The organism is Bifidobacterium pullorum subsp. saeculare (assembly GCF_016899725.1).
Lineage (GTDB): Bacteria > Actinomycetota > Actinomycetes > Actinomycetales > Bifidobacteriaceae > Bifidobacterium > Bifidobacterium pullorum_C.
This window is the reverse complement of record NZ_JACLYU010000004.1, coordinates 22,710-47,783: the sequence shown is the minus strand read 5'-3', so window position 1 is coordinate 47,783 and position 25,074 is coordinate 22,710. Positions and strand designations below refer to the sequence as shown.

The window sequence follows — 25,074 nt, the reverse complement described above, 5'->3', positions numbered from 1 at the left end:
CCACCCATTCGCCCAAGGAGGCATCCATGACCACGCTCGCCACCGCCGTGCAGGCGCTGGAAGGACTCTACCCGCTGCGCTACGCCGAGGACTGGGACCATCCCGGGCTCATCGTCGGCGACCTCATGGCCCCCGTGGAACGCGTCGCCTTCGCCGCCGACCCGACCGCGGCGATCGTCGAACGCGCCATCGACTGGGGCGCCGACCTTATCGTCAGCCACCATCCGCTGCTCTTCCGCGCCGTCCACCAAGTCTCCGGACTCGGCCCCCGCGGCGACATCGTGCGCCGGCTCAACGAATCGCACTGCGCGCTATGGGTCGGCCACACGAACGCCGACGCCTCCTGGCGCGGCGTCGGCATGGCCGCCGCCGACGCGTTCGGCCTGACGGACCAGACGCCGCTGACCCCCATCGACGACCCGACTGCCGCCCACCCGGTGGGCCTCGGCCGCGTCGGCCGCCTGCCCGAGCCGATGACACTGCGCGACTTCGCTCGCCGCGTCTACGATGCGCTGCCGATGCACCCCGCCGGCGGCATCCAGGTCGCCGGCGACCCGTCGATGACGGTGCGCACGGTCGCCCTGCTGCCCGGCTCCGGCGACTCCCTGTTCGACGAGGCGCGCGCCAGCGGCGCCGACGTGTACGTCACCAGCGACCTGAGGCACCACCCCGCCCTCGACGCGCTCGAGCAGGCCCGCTATGAGGCGCGGATGCGCGCCTGCGGCGTCGCCCTCGGCCAGGGCGACGCGAACCTCAGGCCCGCGCTGATCAACACCCCCCACTCCGCCATCGAATCGATCTGGTTCTCCTACGCCCTCGAGGACGTGCCCGCCGCCATCGAGGCGCTCGGCGGCGCGCGCCCCGAATGCGTGTGGTTCCGTGACGTCACCGATCCTTGGTCCCTGGCCATCACCCCTGCCGGCGAGGCGGAGCCCGTCGACGGAACGGACCTGGCGCGATGAGCGGACTCGACCACGGCGCCGCGGCGGCGCGCGGCGCGGCGCAGGCCGCGGACCGGATCCTGGGCGCCAGTTCGGACGGCATCGACATGGAGGGCCATGTCGAGGTGGTGTCGCGCCGGATTGTGTACCGGGGCGCCGTCTTCGCCGTCGAGGACATGCGTTTGCGCCTGCCGCTGACCGAGGAGGCCCGTCGGGCCGGCCTCGCCGCCGGCGGTGACGGCGAGGGACCGGTGATCCGCCGGCAGGTGCTGCGGCACGCGCCCTGCGTCGTCATGCTCGTGCACGACACCGTCCGCGACCGCTACCTGGTCGAACGCGAGTACCGCGTCGGCTGCGACCGCTTCGCCCACGGCCTGCCCGCCGGCCTCATGGACGAGGGGGAAGGTGTCCAGGAGGCCGCCCTGCGCGAGCTGGCGGAGGAGACCGGCGTCGTCCCCCGGGCCGGCGCCTGGCGCATCGACCGCGTCGTCGACTGCTGGTCGAGCGAGGGCATGGCCGACGAACTCGCCCACATCATGGTCATCCACATGGACGCCTGGGACACGGTGCCCACGCGCCCCGATCCGGACGAGCACGTTGAATCCGCCTGGGTGGATTGGCCCACGCTCAGGGCTTTGCCGGTCACCGCCTCCAACTCGATCATCGCGATCCAGCACGAGGAACTGCGCCGCGTGCGCGCCTCGGCCGCGTAGGACACGGCCCGCGGGGCGGCCTGCTGCCACGGGCCGGCCGGACGTGCCATACTGGAAGACATGCAGATCAGACCAGGAAACATGTATCCGCTTGGCGCGACCTACGATGGCGAGGGCGTCAACTTCGCACTGTTCTCCCAAGTCGCGCAGAAGGTGGAGCTGTGCCTGTTCGACGAGCAGGACAACGAGACCCGCGTCGAGATGACCGAGCAGAACTCCTACGTGTGGCACAACTACCTGCCTGGCATCCAGCCGGGCCAGCGCTACGGATACCGCGTGTACGGCCCGTACGACCCGGCCCACGGCCTGAGGTGCAACCCGCACAAGCTGCTGCTCGACCCGTACGCCAAGGCCATCGAAGGCAACATCGACGGCGATGAGAGCCTGTACTCGTACTGGTTCGAAAGCCCCGACGACATCACTCGCATGAACGACCTCGACTCGGCCCCGCACACGATGAAGTCCGTGGTCATCAACCCCTTCTTCGAATGGGGCAACGACCAGCATCCGATGATTCCCTACCACGACTCCGTCATCTACGAGGCCCATGTGCGCGGCATGACCAACCTCGACCGCAACGTGCCCCCGGAGATCCGCGGCACCTACGCGGGACTGACCTACCCGACGGTGATCGAGCACCTCAAGCGGCTGGGCGTCACCGCCATCGAGCTCATGCCCTCCCACCAGTTCGTCAACGACGCGTTCCTGCAGGAGAAGGGCCTGTCCAACTACTGGGGCTACAACACCATCGGCTTCTTCGCGCCACACAACGCCTACTCCAGCTCCGGGCAGCGCGGCGAGCAGGTCAACGAGTTCAAGTCCATGGTGCGCGCCTACCACCGCGCCGGCCTCGAGGTCATCATGGACGTGGTGTACAACCACACCGCCGAAGGCAACCACATGGGCCCCACGCTGAGCTTTCGCGGCATCGACAACCGCGAATACTACCGTCTGGTGGACGGCGACCAGCGGCACTACTTCGACACCACCGGCACCGGCAACTCGCTGCTCATGCGCTCGCCGCACGCCCTGCAGCTCATCACCGACTCGATGCGCTACTGGGTCACCGAGATGCATGTGGACGGCTTCCGCTTCGATCTGGCCGCCACGCTCGCCCGCCAATTCCAGGAGGTGGACAAGCTCTCCGCCTTCTTCGACATCGTCGAGCAGGACCCGGTCCTGTGCCGTGCCAAGCTCATCGCCGAGCCATGGGACCTGGGCTCCGGCGGCTACCAGGTGGGCGGCTTCCCGTCCAGCTGGTCCGAATGGAACGGCCGTTTCCGCGACACCGTGCGCGACTTCTGGCGCTCGCAGCCGTCCACGCTGCCCGAGTTCGCCTCCCGCCTCATGGGCAGCTCCGACCTGTACCAGATGAACGGGAGGCGCCCGGTCGCCTCCATCAACTTCATCACCGCGCACGACGGTTTCACCATGGCCGACCTCGTCAGCTACAACGAGAAGCACAACGAGGCCAACGGCGAGGGCAACCGCGACGGCGAGAGCAACAACCGGTCATGGAACTGCGGCGTGGAGGGCCCCACCACGATCCGGGACGTCAACGAGCTGCGCGCCCGCCAGATGCGCAACATGTTCGCCACGCTGCTGGTCAGCCAGGGCATCCCGATGATTTGCGGCGGCGACGAGGTGTGCCGCACCCAGCAGGGCAACAACAACGCCTACTGCCAGGACAACGAGATCTCCTGGACCAATTGGAACCTGACCCCCGAGCAGCAGGAGATGTTCGACTTCGTCTCCAAGCTCGTGCACCTGCGGCTCGACCACCCGGTGCTCCACCGCCGCCGCTTCTTCGACGGCCGCGAGCCCGGCGACGACGCGGAGAAAATCCCGCAGGTCGAATGGTTCGACCACACCGGCTCCATCATGGATATGAAGGACTGGCAGAACACGCATGCCTTCTCGATGATGGTGTTCCTCAACGGCTCGGATATCCCCGAGGTGGACTGGTACGGCAACCGGATGGTCGACAACGACTTCATCCTCATCTTCAACGCCCACTACGAGCCGATCCAGTTCACGCTGCCGGACGAGCGCTACGGCCGCAAATGGCGGCTCATCGTGGACACCTACAACCCCAAGGGCCCTGAGCTCAACTACGAGGCCGGCTTCTCGATCGCCGCCCAGGCGCGCAGCTTCATGCTGCTCATCAGCGCCGATAAGCTCGACGACCGGCCGATGTACAAGTAGGGGGCAAGGCCCGGGCGACATGCTCATGCAGTCCGTGTGCCTTCGGGTGTTCGCCTTCGACGGCGCGAGGCCAGTTCACACGTTGGGAGCCGCCCATCGTGTGAACTGGCGGCCGTGTGCGGTTCCTTCCGGCATCCTTGGAATCATGAGGTTTCCGTCGGCTGCCGGTGTGCGGTCTTGTTCGTTTCCGGTTCACCACATGCGTGTCCGTCATGTTGTGAACCGAGTCGGCGATCGCGGAGACATCGGGAAGATCATTCTTCCCCAGGTCGAAGTTCCTGGAGCCCATCGACCTTGAATCGGTCGGGCTGGCGGGATTTGAACCCGCGGCATCCTGCTCCCAAAGCAGGCGCGCTACCAAACTGCGCCACAGCCCGTCGTGCCGGGACTCGCGCTCCCAGACACGAAGCGCCAGTATAGCAGCCCCCGGTCCCATGGCGCGCGTTCGATACAATGGGCGTGGGACGCCAACGGGCGGTCCGCGGACGAGAGGAGAGACCGATATGCCGGGCAGGTCGGGGCGCGTGGAGAAGCGGCGGGAACCCCGGCGTATGGGCCGCCATCAGCGCGCCGAGACCGCGGGCATCGTGTCTTTCGTGCTGTGCGCCGCCGTGGGCGCCGTCGGCATGAACCTGTACATGGACGTCGCCCCCGCCATCTGGCAGGTCACGCAGCGGCGTTTCATGGTGTGCTCGGGCATCGTGGCCGCCTGCGGCGTGGTCTCCTTCATCGTCGGCTACGCCAGCCAGTCGCGTTCCCTCAACCTCGAGCACGGCTGGTTCGCGCCAGTGCGCCGCGTGTTCGAGATCACGGCCCTGTCCGCCGTCTACGCCTCCACGATCTTCCTGTCCACGTTCGCGCTGCTGGGCGTGATGAACGACATGATGGGCAACGCGATGTTCTCCGGGTACCTGTCCAGCGTATGCGCCGGCGTCGCCGGCGTGATGGGCTACATGACCATGGTGCAGGCGGAGATGATGAGCGCCAAGACCATCGCCGCGCTGCTGCCGTTCTTCGTCATCGCCGGCGTCGCCACTGCCGGCCTGACCACCGACGACCCGTACTGGTACCACAACAACTTCTCCCAGCTGGGCGACCGCACCACCTTCGCCGCCCGCATGTTCAACTCCACCCTCATGATGGCCGGCGTGTGTGTCATCATCGTCAGCTACTTCGCCATCTCCGAGCTGCTGACCACCGAGCGTCTGCTGCGCGCCTGGCATGACCACACCCGCGAGGACCCCAACCGCGGCTACGACATCCCGCACTTCATGCTTCGCATCGGCGTGCTCGCCTTCCTCCTGACGCTCTCCGGCCTCGCGTTCATCGGCATCGGCGCCTTCCGCTACACGCCCCACAACCTCATGCACAATGTGTGCGCCAAAGGACTGCCCTTCGTGATGCTCGTGCTGTTCCTCCTGCTGCCCTGGCTGGCGCCGCGCCTGTCCAAGGCCACGATGGTCATCTCCGACCTGGCGGCCCTCGTATGCGCCGCGTTCTGGGCGAACATGATGCTCGGCAACAACACGCTGACCAACGTGGAGGCGCTGGCCGGCCTGAGCTTCCTCGGCTGGTTCATCATGTTCTCCCGGCAGATCGCCGCCATCGAGGCCGACCGCGTCTCGATGCAGCTGGCCCGCCTCCAGGCGCATCTGGACACTCCGTCCGGCGGCGGGACCGGGACGGCATCCGACGCCGGAGGCGGGCTGGAGTCCCGTCTCGCGTCCGACCGCTGACGACCGCGGCGCCGGGCGCGGGCAGACGAACGGTGGGATCGGGATGAGGGCCGCCCGGCGGCCCGAGCGAAGGAAACGAGGCGAAGCATGGCAGATGTGACCCAGGAGATCGAGCGGCTCAGGCCGGTCTATGAGACCGGCGTGCTGCGGCTGCTCAGACGCGAGCGGTCGATGGCCTATGTGGCGCTGCTGCGGGCCTGCTTCGACCCGCTCACCGCCGAACTGCCGCGCGAGACGCTCGAGGACCGCCTCGCCCAGGGCATCGCCCGGCTCGTCGACTCCGGCGACTGGCCGGCGCCGGCCGAAGGCCGCACCACGGCCGACGAGGCCCACCGCACGCTCGTCGAGCTCACCCGCGAAGGCGAGGGCGACTACGCGTGGCTCGCCAATACGCTCGACGCCGCCTCCCACCGCTACCTGTACCGGCTCACCGCCCGCGCCCACCGCGCCATCGAGGCGCTCGCCCGCCTCCAGGAGGACACGGCCGTGCTTTCCGGAGCCCAGGCCAACTCGATCATCATGGAGATCGAGCATGCGCGCATGCAGCTGACCGCCGACCCCCGCGAACGTATCCGCCTGCTCAACCGCGAGATCAAGGAGCGCCGGCGCGAGATCAAACGCCTGCTCGGCCAGGACGCGGCCGCCGCCCTGGACCAGGAGCAGGTGGGCGACATCATCGCCGTCGTGCACAACACGCTGCGCGGCGTGCCCATCGATCTGCGTGAGCTCGCCCTCGCCGAGCGCGACAACGGCGACGTCCTGCGCCGCCGCATGCAGGCCGGCGCGATGGACGCGGACGCGATCCTTGCCTCCTACCATGACGGCTACCGCCGTTCCTTCCGCGACTCCGACGCCGGCCGCCGCTTCGAGGACGCGTTCCAGGTCATCGTCACCGACGAGGGCCGCCAGCGGATTGACGAGGACGTCCAGGCCATCGCCCACAGCCCCTATGTGGAGGGCAACGCCGGAGCCCTGCTCGACCAGGTGCGTGGCGAGCTCGACCGCATCTACGAGGGCATCGAGGACGTGCGCCGCCAGCGGCGAGCCTCCGACGAGGCCGTCAGCCGGCTCGTGCGCCAGCAGACCGACACCCGCTACCGCACGATGATGGCCCGGCTCAATCGCCTGTACACGGCCATCTGCGACGGCATCAAGGCCGGCGGCACCGGGCCGGAGCATGCCGCCGCCTATATGACCGACGTGTCCGCCGCGCTGTTCCCCGCCCTGCCGACCCGCCCCTCCAAGCCCATCCGGCGTGCCGACCCGCCGGCACTGCGCGCCGCGCAGGCCGGGACGGGGGCCAAGGCCAGCGGCGACGACCTGCGGTGCATGATCGAATCGGGCGGACCCCGCCTGCGCCGCATGGCCGGTCTCATCCGCCGCGCCCCCGTCATGCGCGACGGCATGGTCGACATGGCGGCCAGCTTCAACCGCCTACCCGCGGACGAACGGCGCGAAAGCGAACTCATCGGCTTCCTCGGCGGCCTCGACACCGCCCCGGACGCCTCCGGCGGCACTGCGACCTGGGACTGCGTGGGCCTGGATGGGCGGACCAGACGCTGGCGCACCCGGATCCTGCTGGCCGACTCGGCCGAACTGGACGCCATCATCGAGGAGGAGTGACATGGACAGCACCAACCCGTTCGCGATGTTCGAAGGCGATATCGGCGACATGCCCGCCGACGCCCGCATGGCCGCCATCGCGCTCAAACGCGGCCGCTACATCACCGGCGCGATGTACGACATCGCCGCCGACAACCGCGAGGCCGTGGAACGCTCTCTCAACAACGACCTGCTGCGCCTGACGGACAACCCCAGATACCGCGTCATGGTCGCCACGCCGGTGGGGGAGGACGAGGTGCCGATCCGCTCCCTGAAGACGCGCGTGGGCCTGAGACCCCAGGACGCCGCCCTGCTCGCCCTGCTGCGCATCCGCGTGCTCGAATACGAGAACACGCGCGTGGCGCCCGGGGACTGGGTGATCGGCGTGGACGAGGTCCGCGCCCAGCTCACCGGCGGCGCCGGCTTCCTCGCCGCCAGCAACGACGAGGAGGGCGTGCAGCGCCAGATCGACGCGATGCTGCGCTCCGCGACGACCAACGGCTACCTGGAGGAGGACGAGGAGGACGGCGAGGGCATGTACCGCATCACCCCGCTCGTGCCCGCCGTGCTCGACCAGACACTCGCCGGCCAGTGGCTCGACGAAGCCGGCCTGCTGCTCGCCCAGGACACCGACCAAGACGCCGCCGACCAGGACGCCACCGCAGGGGAGGAGGAATCCGACCGATGAACGACCAGATGGAGATCATTGCCGACCGATGGCTCATGGAAAGCCGCCAGCTCGTCAACTGGGGCTCCTACGACGGATGGCACGAATTCCGCCCCGCCGCGGACGGCCCCATGCCCGTCACCCTGCTCACCGGCGCCAGCGAATCCGGCAAATCCACGCTCGTGGACGCCCAGATCTCGCTGCTATACCCCACGGGCACGCCGTTCAACAAGGCCTCCAACGCCGGCCGTTCCGAGCGCAACGACTACACCTACCTGCGCGGCATGCTCGGCGTCGGCGGCGAGAACGACGAACCCATCTACCTGCGGGGCCGGGATGGTGACGGCACACCCGTCGCCATCTGGGGCGCCATCGTGGACACCTACCGCAACCGCAACGGCGGAGGCGTGCTCTCCTGCGCCAAGTTCCTCTACCTGCCCGCCGGGGAACGCCGCGAGCAGATGCGCCGCCTCTACCTGACCTGGGACAAGCCCATCGACCCCCGCCTCATGGACGCCCACCGCGGCACCGCGTTCACGGCGGCCATGCTGCGCGACACCTACCCCGGGGCCGATACCTACAGCAACGCCGAATCCTTCCACGCCCGCGTCTGGGGGACGATGGGACTGAACGCCGAGGCCTGCCGGCTTCTGCACCGCGTGCAGTCGGCCGACGCGCCCTCCCGCCTCGACGACATCTTCAAACAGGGCGTGCTCGGCGTGCCCGCCGCCCTCGACCACGCCCGCGCCGCCGCCGAGGACTGGGAACGCTACGCCGGCAACTTCCATGACATCGAACGGATGGAACACCGCGGCGAGCTGCTGCGCGCCATCCGCGATCGCCACGACGCCTACCGGCGGGCGCTCGCCGACCTGGACGCCATGGCGGCGGCCGACCCGGACACCGACGCCGGCATGGCCGCCATCCGCCGCCACGCCGACCGGTGGATGGCCGACGAGGTGCGCGCCAGCCTGCCGCATGACCAAGCCCGCATCGCCGACCTGGACGCACGCCTGGGCACGCTCGACGCACGCGTCGAGGAGCTCGAACGGGACGCCGCCGACCTGGACACGCGCATCCGTGACAACGGCGGCGGCAACCTCGACCGCTGGCGCGAACGCCTCGACCAGACGGAGCGTGGCATCCACGACGCCGAGCAGCGGCGCGCCAGCATGGCGCAGCTGTTCGCCAAGGCGGACCAGACGATGCCCGCCGACGCCGAAGCCTGGCAGGCCGTGCGCGAGGAATGCGCGGGATTCGCCGACGAACATGGACGCCGCGCCGCCGAGCTCGCCGAACGCCGCGGCACAATCCTGGCCGAGCGCAAGGAACGGCGCGAGGCGCTGGCCGCCGCCCAGGATGACCTCAAGCGCGCCGAGCGCCGCCGCACCCGCATCTCCTCCGAGATGGAGCAGGCCCGCGCGCTCATCGCCCGGGCCACCGGCCTGGCCCCCGAGGACCTGCCCTACGCGGCCGAGCTCATGGACGTGCGCGAGGACGCCGAGGAATGGCGTGTCGCGATGAACGTCGTCTACGGCTCGCTCGCCCGGACCATTCTGGTGGACGAACGGCATGAGCAAGGCTTCGCCCGGGCCGTCAGCCGCATCGACCGCGAGGCGATGCGCCGCCACACCTGGCGCTTCGTGGACACGGCGCGCGAGCATCCCACGCATCCGGCCGAGGGATTCCTTTCCTCCAAGCTCGCCTACCGCGACGATTCCCCCTTCGCCGGCTGGCTGCGCGCCCAGACCGCCGCCGAAGGGCTCGACGCCCGCTGCGTGGAGGCCATCGACGACCAGGACCGCGGGGAACGCCAGATCCAACGCGACGGCCAGCTCAAATCGGCCGACCGTGGCTGGCACGGCACCCAGGGCATGCGGCAGGTCATCGGATTCGCCGACGAACGGTACCTGGACCAGCTGCGCCATGCCGTCGCCGACGCCACGGACGCCGTGTCCCGTTGCGACGCGGCGCTCGCCGCGGTGTCGGCCGAGGACGAGATGCTGCGGGCCAAGCGTACGCTGGCGGACCAGCTTGCCTATACCCCGTGGGAGCACGTGGACGTGGACGGCCTGCGCCGGCAGGCCGCGGACCTTACCGAACGCATCGCCATGATGGAAGCCGACCCGCGGCTCGCCGAGCTCGTCGGAGAGCGGGAGCGTCTGCGTGAACGGACCGAGACGGCCCGCCGCGAACTCGTCCGAGCCGAGGCCGACCATGAGCAGGCGCAGCAGGCCGTCGCCGCCGCCCACGCATGGCTGGACGCCGCCCAAGCTAGGCTTGGCGCCGACACAGAGTCTGGCGCCGACGAAGCCATGGAGTTGGCCGGACCGGTGGAGACCGCGTTGCGCGACGCCTATGGCACCGCCTTCGGCGTGATGGCGGACGCGGAGGAACGCGCCCACGCCATCACCGGCACCCAGGACGCGCCACAGGACGGCTTCGCCGGGCAGGTGCGCGAGGCGATGGCCTCGCGGATGCGCGGGCAGGTGGCGGAGGCTCGCACCCGCGTCCAGGCCAGGCGGCAGGACGCGGAAAGCCTGATGGAGACCTACCGCACCCAGTACGCCGGGGGCGACGCGGTCACCGCCCAGGCGGACGACTACGCCTTCTACGAGGACGAGCTCAACGAGGTCTCGCGCCTTGCCCTCACCACTTCCGCCGGCGAGGAGTACGCGAACTGCCTGGATAAGCTGCTCGACGACTATGTGATGCTCAAAGGCGACGTGAGCAACGACAAACGCACCATCGGCGAACAGCTCGACCGCATCAACGCGGTGCTGCGCGGCAAGGAGTTCGGCCCGCGTGGCGGCGAACTGTCCATCCACGCCACCGTGGCCGACCCCGGCAAGGCGTTCATGCGCGTCCTGCAGGACGCCATCGCCCGGCTCAACGACTGGCAGCAGGGGCCGCGCGACGACCGCGCCGCCGCGCGCAAGGCCTTCGACGCCTGCAAACCGCTCACCGACGCGCTGCGCCGCGAGCTCGCCGACGTGCAGCCGAACGCCAACGGCGTGCGCGACTACGGCGCCCGCAACCTCGACCCTCGGTGCCGCTCCCGTTTCTACGCCACAGTGCGCCACGCCGACGGCAGGGACGAGCGCATCGACACCACCGGCGGCAAATCCGGCGGCGCGCTGCAGGAGCTCACCTCCTTCGTGTACGGCGCCGCGCTCATCTACGTGCTCGGCGGCGGCCTGGCCAGCGAACCCCGCTACGCCACGTTGTTCCTTGACGAGGCGCTGATCAAGGCCGACGGCCGCTACACGCGCCGCGCCCTCACCGTGCTGCCGAACCTCGGCTTCCAGGTCATCGTCTCCGCCCCGGAGAGCAAAACCGCGGAGATCATGGAGATCGCCGAGAAGGCCTATGTCGCCCGCCGTGACCCGGGCGACGACCATACGCACCTGGAGTCAATGGAACGCGCCGACCTCGAGCATGTCCTTGCCGTCGCCGGCGACGCCGCCCCCGGCGCCGACGGCGGGAAACGGGTTGCGCCGGGGCGGATCATGGTGTGAGATGGGACGGACATCACAGGGCCGGCACGGGCCCAGGAAGGAGCGCAGACGCATGACAGGAGAGACCACGACCCGCGCCGTGGCGGCCGCCGACGACACCGCTGACGGCCTCTGGCCGGCCCCGCAGGCCACGGAGCCCTTGGACGCGACCGTGGAGGTGCCCGGCAGCAAATCACTGTCGAACCGGTACCTCGTCCTCGCCGCGCTCGGCGCCCGGCCGGTCACGTTGGTCGGTCTGCTGCGCTCGCGTGACACCGACCTGATGATGGACGCGCTGCGTGCCCTCGGCGTCGACGTGGCCGTGGACCCCGCCACGCCGACCACGGTCACCATCACCCCGCCCGCCTCCGGGCGCTTCCACGGCGACGTCGACGTGTTCTGCGGCCTGGCCGGCACGGTGATGCGCTTCGTGCCCGGCCTCGCCCTGTTCGCCGACGGCCCGGTCCGCTTCGACGGCGACCGGCAGGCCTACGCCCGTCCGATGGGGCCGGTGCTCGACGGGCTCGCCCAGCTCGGCGCCCGCATCGACTACCACGGCGAGGAGGGGCGGCTGCCGTTCACCATCGTTCCGCCCGCCGCCGCGGGACGGGATGGCGCGGCCGGGGACCCGTCCGTCGTCGCCATCGACTCCTCCGGCTCCTCCCAGTTCATCTCGGGGCTGCTGCTCATCGGCGCGCGCATGCCCGGCGGCCTGCGGCTCACGCACACGGGGGAGCGGACCCCCAGCCTGCCGCATATCCGCATGACCGTCGCCGACCTCAGGGCCGCGGGCGTGGACGCGACGGCCGACGAGCCGCGCCATGTCTGGCATGTGGCGGCCGGCCCAGTGCAGTTGCCGGAACGAGTCACCGTCGAACCCGATCTGTCGAACGCGGCCCCGTTCCTCGGCGCCGCTCTCATCGCGGGTGGCACCGTGCGCGTGCCCCACTGGCCCGCATCCACCACCCAGCCCGGCGGATTGCTGCCCGGGTATCTGGAGCGCATGGGCGCCACCGTCACCTTCCCCGTCGACGGGGAAGGCATCCGGTACTGCCAGGTCACTAGCGGCGGCGCCATCCACGGGCTGGGGGAGTTCGACCTGACCGTGGCCGGTGAGATCGCCCCGTCGCTGACCGCCGTCCTCGTCTTCGCGGACGTGCCCACGTCTCTGACGGGCATCGGGCATCTGCGCGGCCATGAGACCGACCGGCTCAAGGCTCTGGCCACCGAGATCCGGCGCGTCGGCGGACACGCGCAGGAACTGCCCGACGGCTTGGTCATCGAGCCGGTGCCGGCCGCCGCGATGCACGGAGCGACGATGGAGACCTACTCCGACCATCGCATGGCCACCTTCGCGGCGATGCTTGGCTTGCGGATCGCCGGCGTGCAGGTCAAGGACGTGGCGACCACGCGTAAGACGCTGCCCGACTTCGTGGGCATGTGGCGGGCGATGCTCGGCCGGTGAGCCCGTGCGCCGGCGCCGACGAACGACGAGGGGACGGCCCCTTGCGGGACCGTCCCCTCGTCATGGTGTCAGTCGGACGGCGCGTGGCCGTCCGACTGTGGATCAGTCGTTCACCGTGTTGCCGTAGGAATCCTTGCCGGCCTCGGCGATGGCCGCGGACTTGCGGGCGATGGCCAGCTCCTCGTTGGTCGGGATCACGCAGATGGTGATGGAGGAGTCGGGGGCGGAGATGACGCGCGGCTCCTTGGAACGGGTCTCGTTCTTCTCCTCGTCCAGCTTGACGCCGAACGGGGCGAGCTTGTCGCACACCATCTTGCGCACGATGTTGTCGTTCTCGCCGACGCCGGCGGTGAAGGTGATGACGTCGCAGCCGCCCATCTGGGCCACATAGTTGCCGATGTAGCCGACGATGCGGTGCACGTACACGTCGAGGGCCAGCTTGGCGTCCTCGTCGCCCTCGGCCACCAGGCGGTGGATCTCGCGCATGTCGCCGTAGCCGGTCATGCCGGTCAGACCGGACTTCTTGTTGAACAGGGTGTCCAGCTCGTCCACGTTCATGTGGGCGTTGCGGATCAGGTGGAACACGACGGCCGGGTCGATGTCGCCGGTGCGGCCGCCCATGACCAGGCCCTCGAGCGGAGTCAGGCCCATGGAGGTCTCGACCGGCACGCCGGAGATCTGGGCGGAGGCGGAGGCGCCGTTGCCCACGTGCAGCACGATCTGCTTAAGTCCCTCGGCCGGCTTGCCGACGACGGACGGCACGACGCCGCCGATGAACTCATGGGAGGTGCCGTGGGCGCCGTAGCGCTTGATCGCGTACTTCTTGGCGACCTCTTTGTTCAGCGCGTAGGTGGAGGACACCGCCGGCAGCTGGGTGAAGAAAGAGGAGTCGAACACGGCGATCTGCGGGACGTCGGGCATGAGCTGCTTCATGACCTCGATGCCCTTGGCCTCCGGGCCGTTGTGCAGCGGGGCGAGCACGGCGAGGGACTTGATGTTCTCGACGACCTCCTCGGTGCACAGCGCCGGCTTCGGGAAGATGGAGCCGCCCTGCACGACGCGGTGGCCGACGGCCACGATGCCGGCCTCGTCCAGGTTCGGGCCGAACTCCTTGAAGAAGCCGAGCACCTTCTTCAGGCCGATGGTGTGGTTCGCGATCGGCTCCTCGCACTCATGCTTCTCGCCGTTGACCTCATGCTTGTAGTGGCCGTCGGTCGGCTCGCCGATCTTCTCGACCAGGCCGGACGCGAGTCCTTCGCCGGACTCGAGGTCCACCAGCTGGTACTTGATTGAGCTGGAGCCGGAATTGATGACAAGGACGGTTTTCGCCATTGTGGGCATCCTCCATTGTGATTCTTGCATTTCCGCAGGGTTCGGACCCTACGGAGGTCCGTGGTTCAGATTACTCGCCGCATGCTACAAACACGTGCGTCGGCAAGGGGACATGCCGTGGCCGCGCGGCCCGCCCCGCGGGGGCGGACGGCCACGCGGCCACGGCGGGGCGTCACTGCGCCTCGATGGCAGTCAGCGCGATGGTGTTGATGATGTCCTGCACCAGGGCGCCGCGCGACAGGTCGTTCACCGGCTTGTTGAGGCCCTGGAGCACCGGGCCGATGGCGAGGGCGCCGGAGGAGCGCTGCACGGCCTTGTAGCCGATGTTGCCGGCGCACAGGTCCGGGAACACGAACACGTTGACATGGCCGGCCACGTCGTTGCCCTTGGCCTTGGTGGCGGCCACCGTGGGGGACCAGGCGGCGTCGAACTGGATCGAACCGACCACCGGCAGCTCCGGGGCCTTCTCCTTGACCAAGGCGGTGGCGGCCTCCACCAGGTCGACGTCCGGGCCCTTGCCGGAGCCGAGCGTGGAGTAGGAGAGCATGCCGACCTTCGGGTCGATGCCGAAGGCGCGGGCCGTCTCGGCGGACTGGATGGCGATCTCCGCCAGCTGCTCGGCGTCCGGGTTGAGGTTGATCGCGCAGTCGGCGAATACGGCCACGTGATCCTTGAAGCACATGAGGAACGCGCCGGAGACGAGCTTCTGGCCGGGCTTGGTCTTGATGACCTGCAGGGCCGGGCGCACGGTGTTGGCGGTGGAGTTGATGGAGCCGGAGACCAGGCCGTCGGCTTTGCCGAGCACCACGAGCATCGTGCCGAAGTAGCTGGGGTCGGTGAGCGTCTTGCGGGCCTGCTCCTCGGTCATGCCCTTCTTGGCGCGCAGCTCGCACAGCTTGGCGACCATCGGGGCGAGGACGGTCTCGTCATCCATCGCCTGGAAGGAGGCCTTGCCCAGGGACTTGAGGCCCAGTTCCTCGCCACGGGCCAGGATCGCGTCCTTGCTGCCCACGATGATCAGGTCGACGATGTCGCGTTCCAGCAGGTAGTCGGCCGCCTTGATGATGCGGTCCTCCTCGCCCTCCGGCAGCACGATGGTCTTCTTATCGGCCTTGGCCTTGCCCAGCAGGGAGTACTGGAAGGCGTTCGGGGTGGCGGGGGCATCGAACGGGGCGTCGAGCGCGGCGAGCAGCTCGGCGGCGGGCACATGCGCGTCGAAGGCCTGGGCGGCGGCGTCGGCGCCGGATGCGTCGGCGAAGTCCACGGCCGGAACGGTCCACACCGGGGTGTCGCCGGCGAGGGCGGCCTTGACGTCGGCGGCCTTGACGTCCTCACAAGCGGTGACGAATACGCCGAGCACCTTCGTGCCGGCGTCGGCGATGGCGGCCGCGCAGGCGTCGACGGTGGCCTTGACATCCGCGGGCGTGCGGTCGATCGCGCACACGGCCAGCAGGACGGGGGCGGCCAGGTCGGCGGCCACGTCGGCGTTGAACGCGAACGCCGCGGGGTCGTTCACCGCGCTGTGGTCGGTGCCGACGATGACCATCGCCTCGGGGGAGGAGGCCGCGACGGCCTCCTCGAACGCGGCGACGATGTCGGCGCGGGCGCCGGCCTTGTCCTCGCGGGCGCGGCGCGGACACACGCCGACGGCCTGCTCGCGGGCGATGCCGGCGTTGGCGGCGCCCAGCAGCACGTCGGTGAAGGTCTCCTTGCGGCAGGCCGCCGGGCGGAACACGCCCGTCTTCTTGGATGCGGCGAGGGCGCGGACGACTCCGTAGGCGACCACGTTGCGGCCGTTGGCGGCCTCGGGGCTTGCGATATAGACGCGGGATGCGGTCACGATGTCATGTCTCCTTTGATCGGACAGTGCTTGGACAACCCCCAATTGTACGCAGCCGGCGCGTGGTGGCCGGTGTGTTGCCACCTGTTGTGGCCGATGCCGGGGAGTGGAGGCGTGCGCATGCGCGGGCAGCATGAGAAAGGGGCGCATGGGAAACCCCATGCGCCCCTTGGCGGTCTAGCCGATCAGACGATCAGCGGGAACGTCACTCGTTGTCGCCGGCGGTGGCGGCGGTGGCGGTGACGGCGCCCTGCTTGTCGGTCTTCACGTCGGAATACACCCAGTCGGTGTAATCCGGGTGATCGTAGCCGTTGTCGACCGCGAACTGGAAGGCCTCCAGGCGGAAGTCCTCGAACTTCTTGATCTCATCGGCGTACTTGTCGGCGTCGATCATGCGCAGGGCCTCGGCCGTCAGCTCGTAACGATCCATGTCGTTGACGCGGACCATGTCGAACGGGGTGGTCGTGGAGCCCTGCTCCTTGTAGCCGTGCACGTTGAAGTTGTCGTGGTTCGGGCGATCGTAGATCAGCGCGTGCACGTCGTGCGCGTAGGAGTGGTACGCGAACAGCACCGGCTTGTCCTCGGTGAAGAGGTCGGCGAACTCGGCGTCGGTCAGGGCCTCGTCGTTCTCCTTGGCGGACTGCATCTTGATGATGTCCACCACGTTGACGACCTTGAACTTGATGCCCATGGCGCTGAGCTTGTCGGCGGCGGCCATAATCTCCTGGGTCGGCACGTCGCCCACGGCGGCGAGCACGACCTGGGCCTCGTCGTTGGACTTGGCGGTGGAAGCCCACTTCCACTCGGCGGCGCCCTTGGCGAGCTCCTCACGGGCCTCGTCCAGGGTCTGCCAGGTGGCGGCCGGCTGCTTGCCGGCGAAGATCAGGTTGATCTTGTTGGTGGACTTGTAGCACTTCTCGGCCACGGCCAGCAGCATGTTGGAGTCGGCCGGGAAGTAGATGTCAACCACGTGGTCGTTGTTGAACGTCTTGTTCAGCATGACCGAGGAGACACCCGGATCCTGGTGCGAGAAGCCGTTGTGGTCCTGGCGCCACACGTGCGAGGACACGAGCAGGTTCATGGACGCGATCGGCTTGCGCCACGGGATCTCGCGGACGGTCGCCTCGAGCCACTTGGCGTGCTGGTTGAGCATGGAGTCGATCACGTGCACGAAGGACTCGTAGGAGCTCCAGATGCCGTGGCGGCCGGTGAGGATGTAGCCTTCGAGGAAGCCTTCCATCTGGTGCTCGGAGAGCTGCTCGACGACGGCACCGGAGTGGGCCATGTGCTCGTCGGTCAGCGGGGAGAGGTAGCCGGCGTCCCACTGCTTGTCGGTCACCTCATAGGCGGCCTGCAGACGGTTGGACGCGGTCTCGTCCGGGCCGAAGATGCGGAAGTCGCCCATGTTGTTCTTGATGACGTCGCGGGTGTAGACGCCCAGGCGGCGGGTGGCCTCGAGCTGGCCCCAGCCGTGGCCGTACTCCTTGACCTCCTTGACCTCGTAGTCGTCGAGGTTCGGCAGGTCGAGGTCCTTGCGCAGCAGACCGCCGTTGGCGTTCGGGTTGGCGCCGATGCGCAGCTCGCCCTTCGGCATGAAGGCAGTGACCTCGGGCTTGATGGCGCCGTTGGCGTCGAAGAGCTCCTCGGGCTTGTAGGAGGACATCCAGTTCTTGAGGACCTCGAAGTGGGCCTCGGTGTCGCGGGCGGAGGCCAGCGGCACCTGGTGGGCGCGCCAGGAGCCCTCGGTCTTCTTGCCGTCGATGAACTTCGGGCAGGTCCAGCCCTTCGGCGTGCGGAAGATGATCATCGGGTAGAACGGACGATGCATGTCGTCGGTCTGCGCGGTGGCCTTGATGTCGCAGATCTCGTCGAACACGGACTCGAGCAGGTCCGCGAAGCGGCGGTGGATGGACATGTGGTCCTCGTCGTCGAAGCCGGCGACGAACTCGTACGGCTCATAGCCCATGCCGTGGAAGAACTCGTGGAGCTCCTCGTCGGAGATGCGGGACAGGATCGTCGGGTTGGCGATCTTGTAGCCGTTGAGGTGCAGGATCGGCAGGACGATGCCGTCGGTGCGCGGGTTGACGAGCTTGTTGGACTGCCAGCCGGTGGCCAGCGGGCCGGTCTCGGCCTCGCCGTCGCCGACGATGGCCGGCACGAACAGGCTCGGGTTGTCCATCACGGCGCCATAGGCGTGGGACAGGGCATAGCCCAGCTCGCCACCCTCATGGATGGAGCCCGGGGTCTCCGGGGCGAAGTGGGACGGGATGCCGCCCGGGTAGGAGAACTGACGGAAGAACTTCTGCAGGCCGGCCTCGTCCTTCGTGATCTTCGGGAAGGTCTCGGTGTAGGTGCCGTCCAGGTAGGACTGGGAGGTGCCGGCGGGGCCGCCGTGGCCGGGGCCCATGATGATCACGGTGTTCTGGCCGTGGTCAGCGATGAGGCGGTTGATGTGGCCGATCAGGAAGTTCAGGCCCGGGGTGGTGCCCCAGTGGCCGACGAGACGGTGCTTGACGTCGTCGCGGGTGAAGGGCTCCTTCATCAGCGGGTTGCTGCGAAGGTAGATCTGGCCGATGGACAGGTAGTTGGCGGCGCGCCAGTACTTGTCAACGCCTTCGAGGGCTTCCTCGGAAACCGGAGCGTCCAGCTTCTTCCAAGGGGTGCCAATAACAGGATTCGTCATGTGTACTCCTGTGTTCCTGCACACGCGGTGCAATCGGTTATTGTGGTTCGGTCGCGGTGTGCCCTCGCGCCTTGCGGCGCTTAGGAAACCCCGTTCCCAATCGCTTAACATAGTAGGCTCCGAGCGCGACGTTTGGCGGTTTTTTTGCATCTGTGTTCGATAAAGTTGCTGAAATGTTATGAAATGTTATGAAATGGGGGGCAAAATGTGAATATGCACGTTGTGGAGTTTGGGGCGCAAATCGTTGCAACAAAGCCGTTCCAGCGGGTTTGCCGGGCTTAAGACGCGTTCGCTTTTCCTTGCGGGAAGCCGGCGTGTTGAACGCAGGATGCGAACAAATGTGCGCTTGCGGTGAAGACGAGGGAATGGGGGAGCGGGCGCCGCCGGCGGCGTGGCGATGTCGCCGAACGCGGCCATAATCGATGGACATATCGGGGTCTTCCACGGGCCCTGTCCCATCCGCATCCGTATGCCGACTCACAAGGGAGATTCCATGGCAACAGGTCCGGTGCTCGTCGTCGATTTCGGCGCGCAGTACGCCCAGCTCATCGCCCGCCGCGTGCGCGAGGCCCATGTCTACTCGGAGCTGGTTCCCCATTCCATGCCGGTCGATGAGATCCTGGCCAAGGATCCCAAGGCCATCATCCTCTCGGGCGGCCCGGCCTCCGTGTACGAGCCCGGCGCCCCCCGCGTCGATCCCAAGCTGTTCGAGGCCGGCGTGCCGGTGCTCGGCATCTGCTATGGCTTCCAGGCCATGGCCTATGCGCTCGGCGCCGACGTGGACAAGGCCGCGCTCGGCGAGTACGGCAAGACCGAGACCGTGATCGACCACGCCGAGGGCCTGCTCGCCGGATCTCCGGCCGAGCAGACCACCTGGATGAGCCACGGCGTGGCCGTCAAGACCGCGCCGGCGGGTTTCGAGGTCCTCGCCCACACCGAGGGCGCGCCCGTCGCCGCCATGCAGGACACCACCCGCAAGCTCTACGGCGTGCAGTGGCACCCCGAGGTGCGCCACACCCCGCTGGGCCAGAAGCTCATCGAGACCTTCCTGCACGAGTGCGCGGGCCTGGGATCGGACTGGGACGCCTCCTCGATCATCGAGGACCAGGTCAGGAAGATCCGCGAGCAGGTCGGCGACGCCCAGGTGATCTGCGGCCTGTCCGGCGGCGTGGACTCCTCCGTGGCGGCCGCCCTGGTGCACAAGGCCGTCGGCGAGCAGCTCACCTGCGTGTTCGTGGACCACGGCCTGCTGCGCAAGGGCGAGGCCGAGCAGGTCAAGCACGACTTCGTCGAGGCCACCGGCATCAAGCTCATCGCCGTGGATGCCTCCGAGGACTTCCTCGACGCGCTCAAGGGCGTCTCCGAGCCGGAGCGCAAGCGCAAGATCATCGGCGAGAAGTTCATCCGTACCTTCGAGAAGGCCCAGCGCCAGGTCATCGAGGAGGCCGGCGCCTCCGGCAAGGAGGTCAAATTCCTCGTGCAGGGCACGCTGTACCCGGACGTCGTGGAGTCCGGCGGCGGCGACGGCGCGGCCAACATCAAGAGCCACCACAACGTGGGCGGCCTGCCCGAGGACCTCAAGTTCGAGCTCGTGGAGCCGCTGCGCACCCTGTTCAAGGACGAGGTGCGCGCCATCGGCACCGAGCTGGGCCTGCCCGACGCGATCGTCTGGCGCCAGCCCTTCCCCGGGCCGGGCCTGGGCATCCGCATCGTCGGCGAGATCACGCGCGAGCGCCTCGAGGTGCTGCGCGAGGCCGACGCGATCGCCCGCGAGGAGCTCACCAAGGCCGGTCTGGACCGCGACATCTGGCAGTGCCCGGTCGTGCTCCTGGCCGACGTGCACTCCGTGGGCGTGCAGGGCGACGAGCGCACCTACGGCTCGCCGATCGTGCTGCGCCCGGTCTCCTCGGAGGACGCGATGACCGCCGACTGGTCCCGCGTGCCCTACGACGTGCTCGCCACGATCTCCACGCGCATCACCAACGAGTGCCGCCAGATCAACCGCGTCGTCCTCGACGTGACCTCCAAGCCGCCGGCGACCATCGAATGGGAGTAGGAAATTCGGCAGTTATGGGGGTATAAATCGTCAGTTTTGCTAAAAATACCCCGATAAACGAGATATTTGCTACACTGGCCCTAGTCGAGAGATTGGGGCCAGTGTGCGTCTGTTCGAGCGCGAGGACTACCTCGAGAAGATCCGCGGGTTCTACCACGACGATGGCGTGATCAAGGTCCTCACCGGGGTACGCCGGTGCGGCAAGTCGTGCCTCATGCAGACCATCGCCGAGGAGCTCAGGGCCACGGGGGTGGAGGAGGACCACATCATCCACCTCGACCTCGACCGGTACGGCTTCCGCTCGGTGAAGACGCCGGACCAGCTCGAGGCGCTGATAGAGCCCGCGCTCAAGATCAGCGGCATGAAGTACCTCTTCATCGATGAGGTGCAGAACGTTGAGGGGTTCGAGGAGGTGGTGAACGAGTTCCGCGCCGAGGGCGGGTTCTCCATCTTCATCACCGGGTCGAACTCCTACCTGCTTTCCGGCGAGCTCGCCACCAAGTTGACGGGGCGCTACGTCGAGTTCGAGGTGCAGACGCTCAGCTTCAAGGAGTACCGTGAGATGAAGCGCTTCCTCGGGCAGGCGGTCGACCCCAACCCTGTGGCCGAGCTTGACCGTTACATCCTCGAGGGTGGCTTCCCCAAGGCGCTCGACTACCCCAGGATGGCGGACAAGCGCGCCTATGTGAGCTCCGTCATCAGGGAGATTTTCGAGAAGGACATCCGCCGGCGCGTGAAGGTGAAGAACGTCTCGGTCTTCAACCGGGTGCGTGACTACGTGATCAACAACTTCGGCGCGACGACCTCGCTCTCGAACATCCTCTCCGACCTCGGGCGGCAGGGCGTCCGCATCAAGCGAGAGACGCTCAACCGCTACCTCCAGATTCTCGAGGACGCCAAGATCATCAGCAAGTGCGCACGCTTCGATATGAAGTCGCGCAAGTCGCTCCAGGGGGAGCAGAAGTACTATCTCGCCGACCTGAGCTTCTACTTCGCCCTCAACACCGACAACCGCATCAACTACGGGCCGGTGCTTGAGAACATCGTGTACAGCTACGCCCGGAGCCTGGGCTACGAGGTGAGTGTGGGCCGCATCGGTAAGCTCGAGTGCGACTTCGTCATGCGCTCTCCGGAGATGGAGTACGCCTACGTGCAGGTGGCGATGACCATCATGAACGACCGCGCAACTGAGGAGCGCGAATACCGCCCGCTCGAGCAGATACGGGACAACTGGCCCAAGTTCGTCATCACGCGCGGAGACCCGATACAGCACCGCGGCGGCATCGTGCACGAGAACGTGACGGATCTGATCGGGGAAGGGCGGACGTTCGGGGTGGCGCAGCGGGACGCTTCGGCGGGAGCAGACTGCTAGGAAACTGCTCTTACCTACTCGGCCCTTTTCTTACCCGCGCCAATTGCTTAGCAGGCGGCACGTCATGGAGCCGAACTGCGGGCTTTTATTCTAATGATGGTCGGGCTGTGCGCTGGCTACCCTTATCCACTCTAACCTGCTCGGACTTACTCTCATCTACTCGGAATGAAGGGCAGGGCAGGTGAGAGGCTTAAGTGCGCTAGAGCTTTTGAACAACGATGACATTCATGCTCCGATATTGCTCGGCAGCGAGTTGCCAGCCGCTTTTCGTACAGTTTCGCTTATGGAATTGCCGACAAACCCCTTGCGTTTCTTAGAGCGCATCAGTGCTTATTGTCGGAACGACGTTGTTGGCAGCTGGCGCTTGTCCCTCAATGTCACTCATGATTCCGTCTTACCAACAGCTGGCAGGGCGCTCATCTTCTTGGTCGCTGTCTTCAGAGCCTTGGCGAGCTCGTCACTGCTGCGTCTCATGTACTTTCTGCTTCGGTTCATGATCTTGATCATCCTCTTTGGGCTGATATCTTCCTTGTCGTCGGTCTTATCGTCATCGTCCTCGGGAACCTCATTGTCAGGCACCCTGCGTTTTACTGCTTCAATCTCAACTTCAAGCTCGACTATCCGCTGGTTCAGCACGGTATGGATTTCAGCGACGGAGTTAAGGTCGCCGTACCGCCCGATAAGCACTTCCTCGCAGAAGGCTACGAGCTTGGCGCACTCGTCCAGCACGTAGCCCCCGTTCGTCACAAGCGCCATCGACGTTGCGGCAGAGACGCCGGATCCACCGACGGCTCCGAGCAGCGCGCCGCCGCCAGCTATGAGCATAGTCCCGCCTGCCATGCCGGCGCCACCGGCGGCGATGGCGCCGCCGCCAAGAAATGCAAGGCTGGCACTCGTGAGAGCAGCTCCGTGCAGCGCGGCCGCCTCAAGCCCCAGAGCCGCAGCCAATGTCGGTGCTATGGCGGGTGCGAAGTAGAACGCGAGACCACCAGTCGCTGCCACGACAACCACGGTTCCCGCAGCTCCAACGACACGTTTGGTCACGGCACCGTCAAGCTTACCGCGTGCGTTGTTAACCGCTTTGTCTAGCTTCGTGAGGTCCTTCTTTCCCACGACGCTCTGGCGCTCGCAGAACACCTCGCCGAGGTAGTCGCTGCCGAGCTTGAGCCCCTTGTAGAGCTTGTCGTTGTCGCCATGTAGCGGAACGTAGGGCTTGAACCGCTTTGCTTCCATCGCGACGAGCCACAGCCAGGAGCTGTTCGCGCAGTTATCGAGCCGTGTCGCGACGGAGTCGTATATGGCATCACTGCCCAGGAAGTACCCGGCGTTTGCTGCCCAAGCGAGGTCGACCGTTTCGACGACCATCTCGCTCCATTCCTTGAGCCACGCGCGCTTCCTCTCGGCGTGCTTTGGGTGCTTCTCTTCTGTGATGTCGTGGGCGACGATGGCGTATTCGATTGAGTGCAGCATTCGCGCCTGCATAAAGTCGAGCTTGAGACAGCCAAGGTCGGAAAGCCCGTGCTCGTATGCCTCCTCCGGGCTCTCGCCCTCTTCCAACTCCCTGTCTTTGAGCGTGGCGTTTACGTCTACGACGCAGGCGATCACGAAAGTCGCCACGCCCACGTAGTTCACGCGTAGGAAAAACGTGACGGGGTCCTTGCCCATGATGGCCCTCACGGCGGCGTCGGCGATGTCCACGCCGGTGAAGACGCCGCTCGACACGGTGACCATGCGGCGCATGGCGGGGGTGCCCCAGGGAAGAATGTCCTCGGGGGCGATTCGCTCGAGGTCGCCAATGCAGCGTATCCCAAGGTCCCGGACCTCGCGGGCAAGCCTCCTGCAGAAGTAGAACCCGCGCACGACGCACTGGTTTATGAGCACCGGGATGGTCTGCCTTCCGACCTCGCCGAGTATGCCGACCTCGGTGCGCAGGTCGAACTTCTTGACGCTGTCCTTGATTATCCTGCCGTTCTCGTTGTGATCGGCAAGCAAGGTTCCGTTGAAGAGCTTGGTTACCCACAGACGGAAGCCCATGTCTCCGTCGCCGGACTCTTTGAAGAACGGGAGCGCCGAGAGCTCCTTCATGAACGATACGAGTGGGCCGGGAATGCCGGTGCCGCCCATGAGCGCACCGCTGGAGCCTGCCATGTCGCTTACCATGTGGAAGAACCAGCCGATGGTTCCAAAGGCGATCTTCTCCTGGAAGTTCTTTCCGATGCAGGCCCTGTGCGACTTGGGGACGGGAACGACGTGCGGCATGCCCGCCTTGTCGGTTCCCACGACAAGCCCGGTGAACTGGGTGAATATCGAGAAGAACAGGCCGCCGATGCTGAAATGGTGCGAGAAGTCGCGAAGGTGGTGCTGCAGTCCTCCGCCGAAGTCGTTGGTGTTGCCATCAGCCGCAAGCGGGTGGTTCTTCTCGAGCGTCTTTATCGCGTCGCTTAGGTCATCCCCGGAGTAACCTTCCACGTGGGCGACCTTCATCACCACCTTCTCGATCTTGTCCCTACCCCACTCGTTTGCGCGGTCGAGGGAGAGCTCGCCCACGTAGAAGACATCAATAAGGCCGGAAAGGACGCCGCTGCTCACCGCGACGATGTAGTCGAGCTTGTCCGCCTCGTCTACGCGTGGTTCCCACTTGATGCTGTCCTCAAGCGTCTCGGTCACGCCAGCATAAACCTCTCTGGCACCCGATGAGCTTCCGAAAGAACTGGGTTCAGCCATGAGGAGCTTCGGCTTCTCTTGGAATGCGAGCTCGTATTGGATGAGCGGCCTGTCGTCATCCATGAAGAAAGCAGTTGCGACCGTATTGTTCATTCCAGCTATGTCTCGCTAAAACTCGATATCGTCGAACGTGAATGCCTTCAATGATAACGCCCGGTTTGTTGCGCACTTTGGTTGAGGCCTGAATGAAGAGGCATGGCCCGTCGTCTGGGTGCGATTTCAGTCGCCAAACAAAACCGCT

Annotated in this window: 14 protein-coding genes and 1 tRNA gene; 10 read left to right on the top strand and 5 right to left on the bottom strand. The window is 67.0% G+C overall.

Going from position 1 to position 25,074, the window contains the following annotated elements; translation table 11 throughout:
- Positions 1-26: 26 nt before the first annotated feature.
- The 3 genes from H7U32_RS03825 to glgX all read left to right on the top strand — a co-directional run bounded on the left by H7U32_RS03825 (position 27) and on the right by glgX (position 3,859).
- A complete protein-coding gene (locus H7U32_RS03825) occupies positions 27-962 on the top strand; it encodes a Nif3-like dinuclear metal center hexameric protein (RefSeq protein ID WP_204468235.1) in 936 nt (311 codons plus the stop codon).
- Complete coding sequence (locus tag H7U32_RS03820) at positions 959-1,654, top strand: NUDIX hydrolase (protein WP_204468234.1); 696 nt, start codon at positions 959-961, stop codon at positions 1,652-1,654. Before H7U32_RS03825 ends, H7U32_RS03820 begins: the two co-directional genes overlap by 4 nt.
- 81 nt (positions 1,655-1,735) lie before the next feature.
- On the top strand, positions 1,736-3,859 hold the full coding sequence (glgX, locus tag H7U32_RS03815; protein ID WP_204468232.1) for a glycogen debranching protein GlgX: 2,124 nt from the start codon (positions 1,736-1,738) through the stop codon (positions 3,857-3,859).
- A gap of 303 nt (positions 3,860-4,162) precedes the next feature.
- Here the strand turns inward: glgX and H7U32_RS03810 are convergent.
- Positions 4,163-4,236 (bottom strand) — tRNA-Pro (locus tag H7U32_RS03810).
- A 174-nt stretch (positions 4,237-4,410) separates the two neighbouring features.
- On the opposite strand from H7U32_RS03810, the gene H7U32_RS03805 reads away from it, so the two are divergent.
- The 5 genes from H7U32_RS03805 to aroA all read left to right on the top strand — a co-directional run bounded on the left by H7U32_RS03805 (position 4,411) and on the right by aroA (position 12,826).
- The gene (locus tag H7U32_RS03805) at positions 4,411-5,595 is read left to right on the top strand and encodes an ABC transporter permease (RefSeq protein WP_204468335.1); all 1,185 of its coding nucleotides are present in this window, start codon (positions 4,411-4,413) and stop codon (positions 5,593-5,595) included.
- 87 nt (positions 5,596-5,682) lie between these two features.
- A complete protein-coding gene (locus H7U32_RS03800; protein WP_204468230.1) occupies positions 5,683-7,218 on the top strand; it encodes a DUF3375 family protein in 1,536 nt (511 codons plus the stop codon).
- A 1-nt stretch (position 7,219) separates the two neighbouring features.
- A complete protein-coding gene (locus tag H7U32_RS03795) occupies positions 7,220-7,885 on the top strand; it encodes a DUF4194 domain-containing protein (protein ID WP_204468229.1) in 666 nt (221 codons plus the stop codon).
- Positions 7,882-11,382 (top strand): ATP-binding protein, encoded by a 3,501-nt coding sequence (locus H7U32_RS03790; protein WP_204468227.1) that lies wholly within the window; start codon positions 7,882-7,884, stop codon positions 11,380-11,382. The genes H7U32_RS03795 and H7U32_RS03790 overlap by 4 nt, the downstream gene beginning before the upstream one ends.
- A gap of 52 nt (positions 11,383-11,434) precedes the next feature.
- A complete protein-coding gene (aroA, locus tag H7U32_RS03785) occupies positions 11,435-12,826 on the top strand; it encodes a 3-phosphoshikimate 1-carboxyvinyltransferase (protein WP_204468225.1) in 1,392 nt (463 codons plus the stop codon).
- Positions 12,827-12,928: 102 nt separating this feature from the next.
- Here the strand turns inward: aroA and H7U32_RS03780 are convergent, their stop codons facing one another.
- The 3 genes from H7U32_RS03780 to H7U32_RS03770 form a co-directional block, all read right to left on the bottom strand.
- A complete protein-coding gene (locus tag H7U32_RS03780; RefSeq protein WP_204468223.1) occupies positions 12,929-14,158 on the bottom strand; it encodes an acetate/propionate family kinase in 1,230 nt (409 codons plus the stop codon).
- Positions 14,159-14,330: 172 nt separating this feature from the next.
- The gene (gene pta / locus H7U32_RS03775; RefSeq protein ID WP_323804569.1) at positions 14,331-15,998 is read right to left on the bottom strand and encodes a phosphate acetyltransferase; all 1,668 of its coding nucleotides are present in this window, start codon (positions 15,996-15,998) and stop codon (positions 14,331-14,333) included.
- A gap of 205 nt (positions 15,999-16,203) precedes the next feature.
- Positions 16,204-18,681 (bottom strand): phosphoketolase, encoded by a 2,478-nt coding sequence (locus H7U32_RS03770; protein WP_204468222.1) that lies wholly within the window; start codon positions 18,679-18,681, stop codon positions 16,204-16,206.
- A gap of 493 nt (positions 18,682-19,174) precedes the next feature.
- On the opposite strand from H7U32_RS03770, the gene guaA reads away from it, so the two are divergent.
- Positions 19,175-20,737, top strand: coding sequence for a glutamine-hydrolyzing GMP synthase (gene guaA / locus H7U32_RS03765; RefSeq protein WP_204468220.1), 1,563 nt, complete (start codon positions 19,175-19,177; stop codon positions 20,735-20,737).
- 103 nt (positions 20,738-20,840) lie between these two features.
- Positions 20,841-22,109: an ATP-binding protein gene (locus H7U32_RS03760; protein ID WP_204468219.1), complete on the top strand. Its 1,269-nt coding sequence runs from the start codon at positions 20,841-20,843 to the stop codon at positions 22,107-22,109.
- A gap of 381 nt (positions 22,110-22,490) precedes the next feature.
- On the opposite strand, the gene H7U32_RS03755 is transcribed toward H7U32_RS03760, so the two are convergent.
- Positions 22,491-24,896, bottom strand: a complete 2,406-nt coding sequence (locus H7U32_RS03755; protein WP_204468217.1) for a hypothetical protein — start codon at positions 24,894-24,896, stop codon at positions 22,491-22,493.
- Positions 24,897-25,074: the final 178 nt, after the last annotated feature.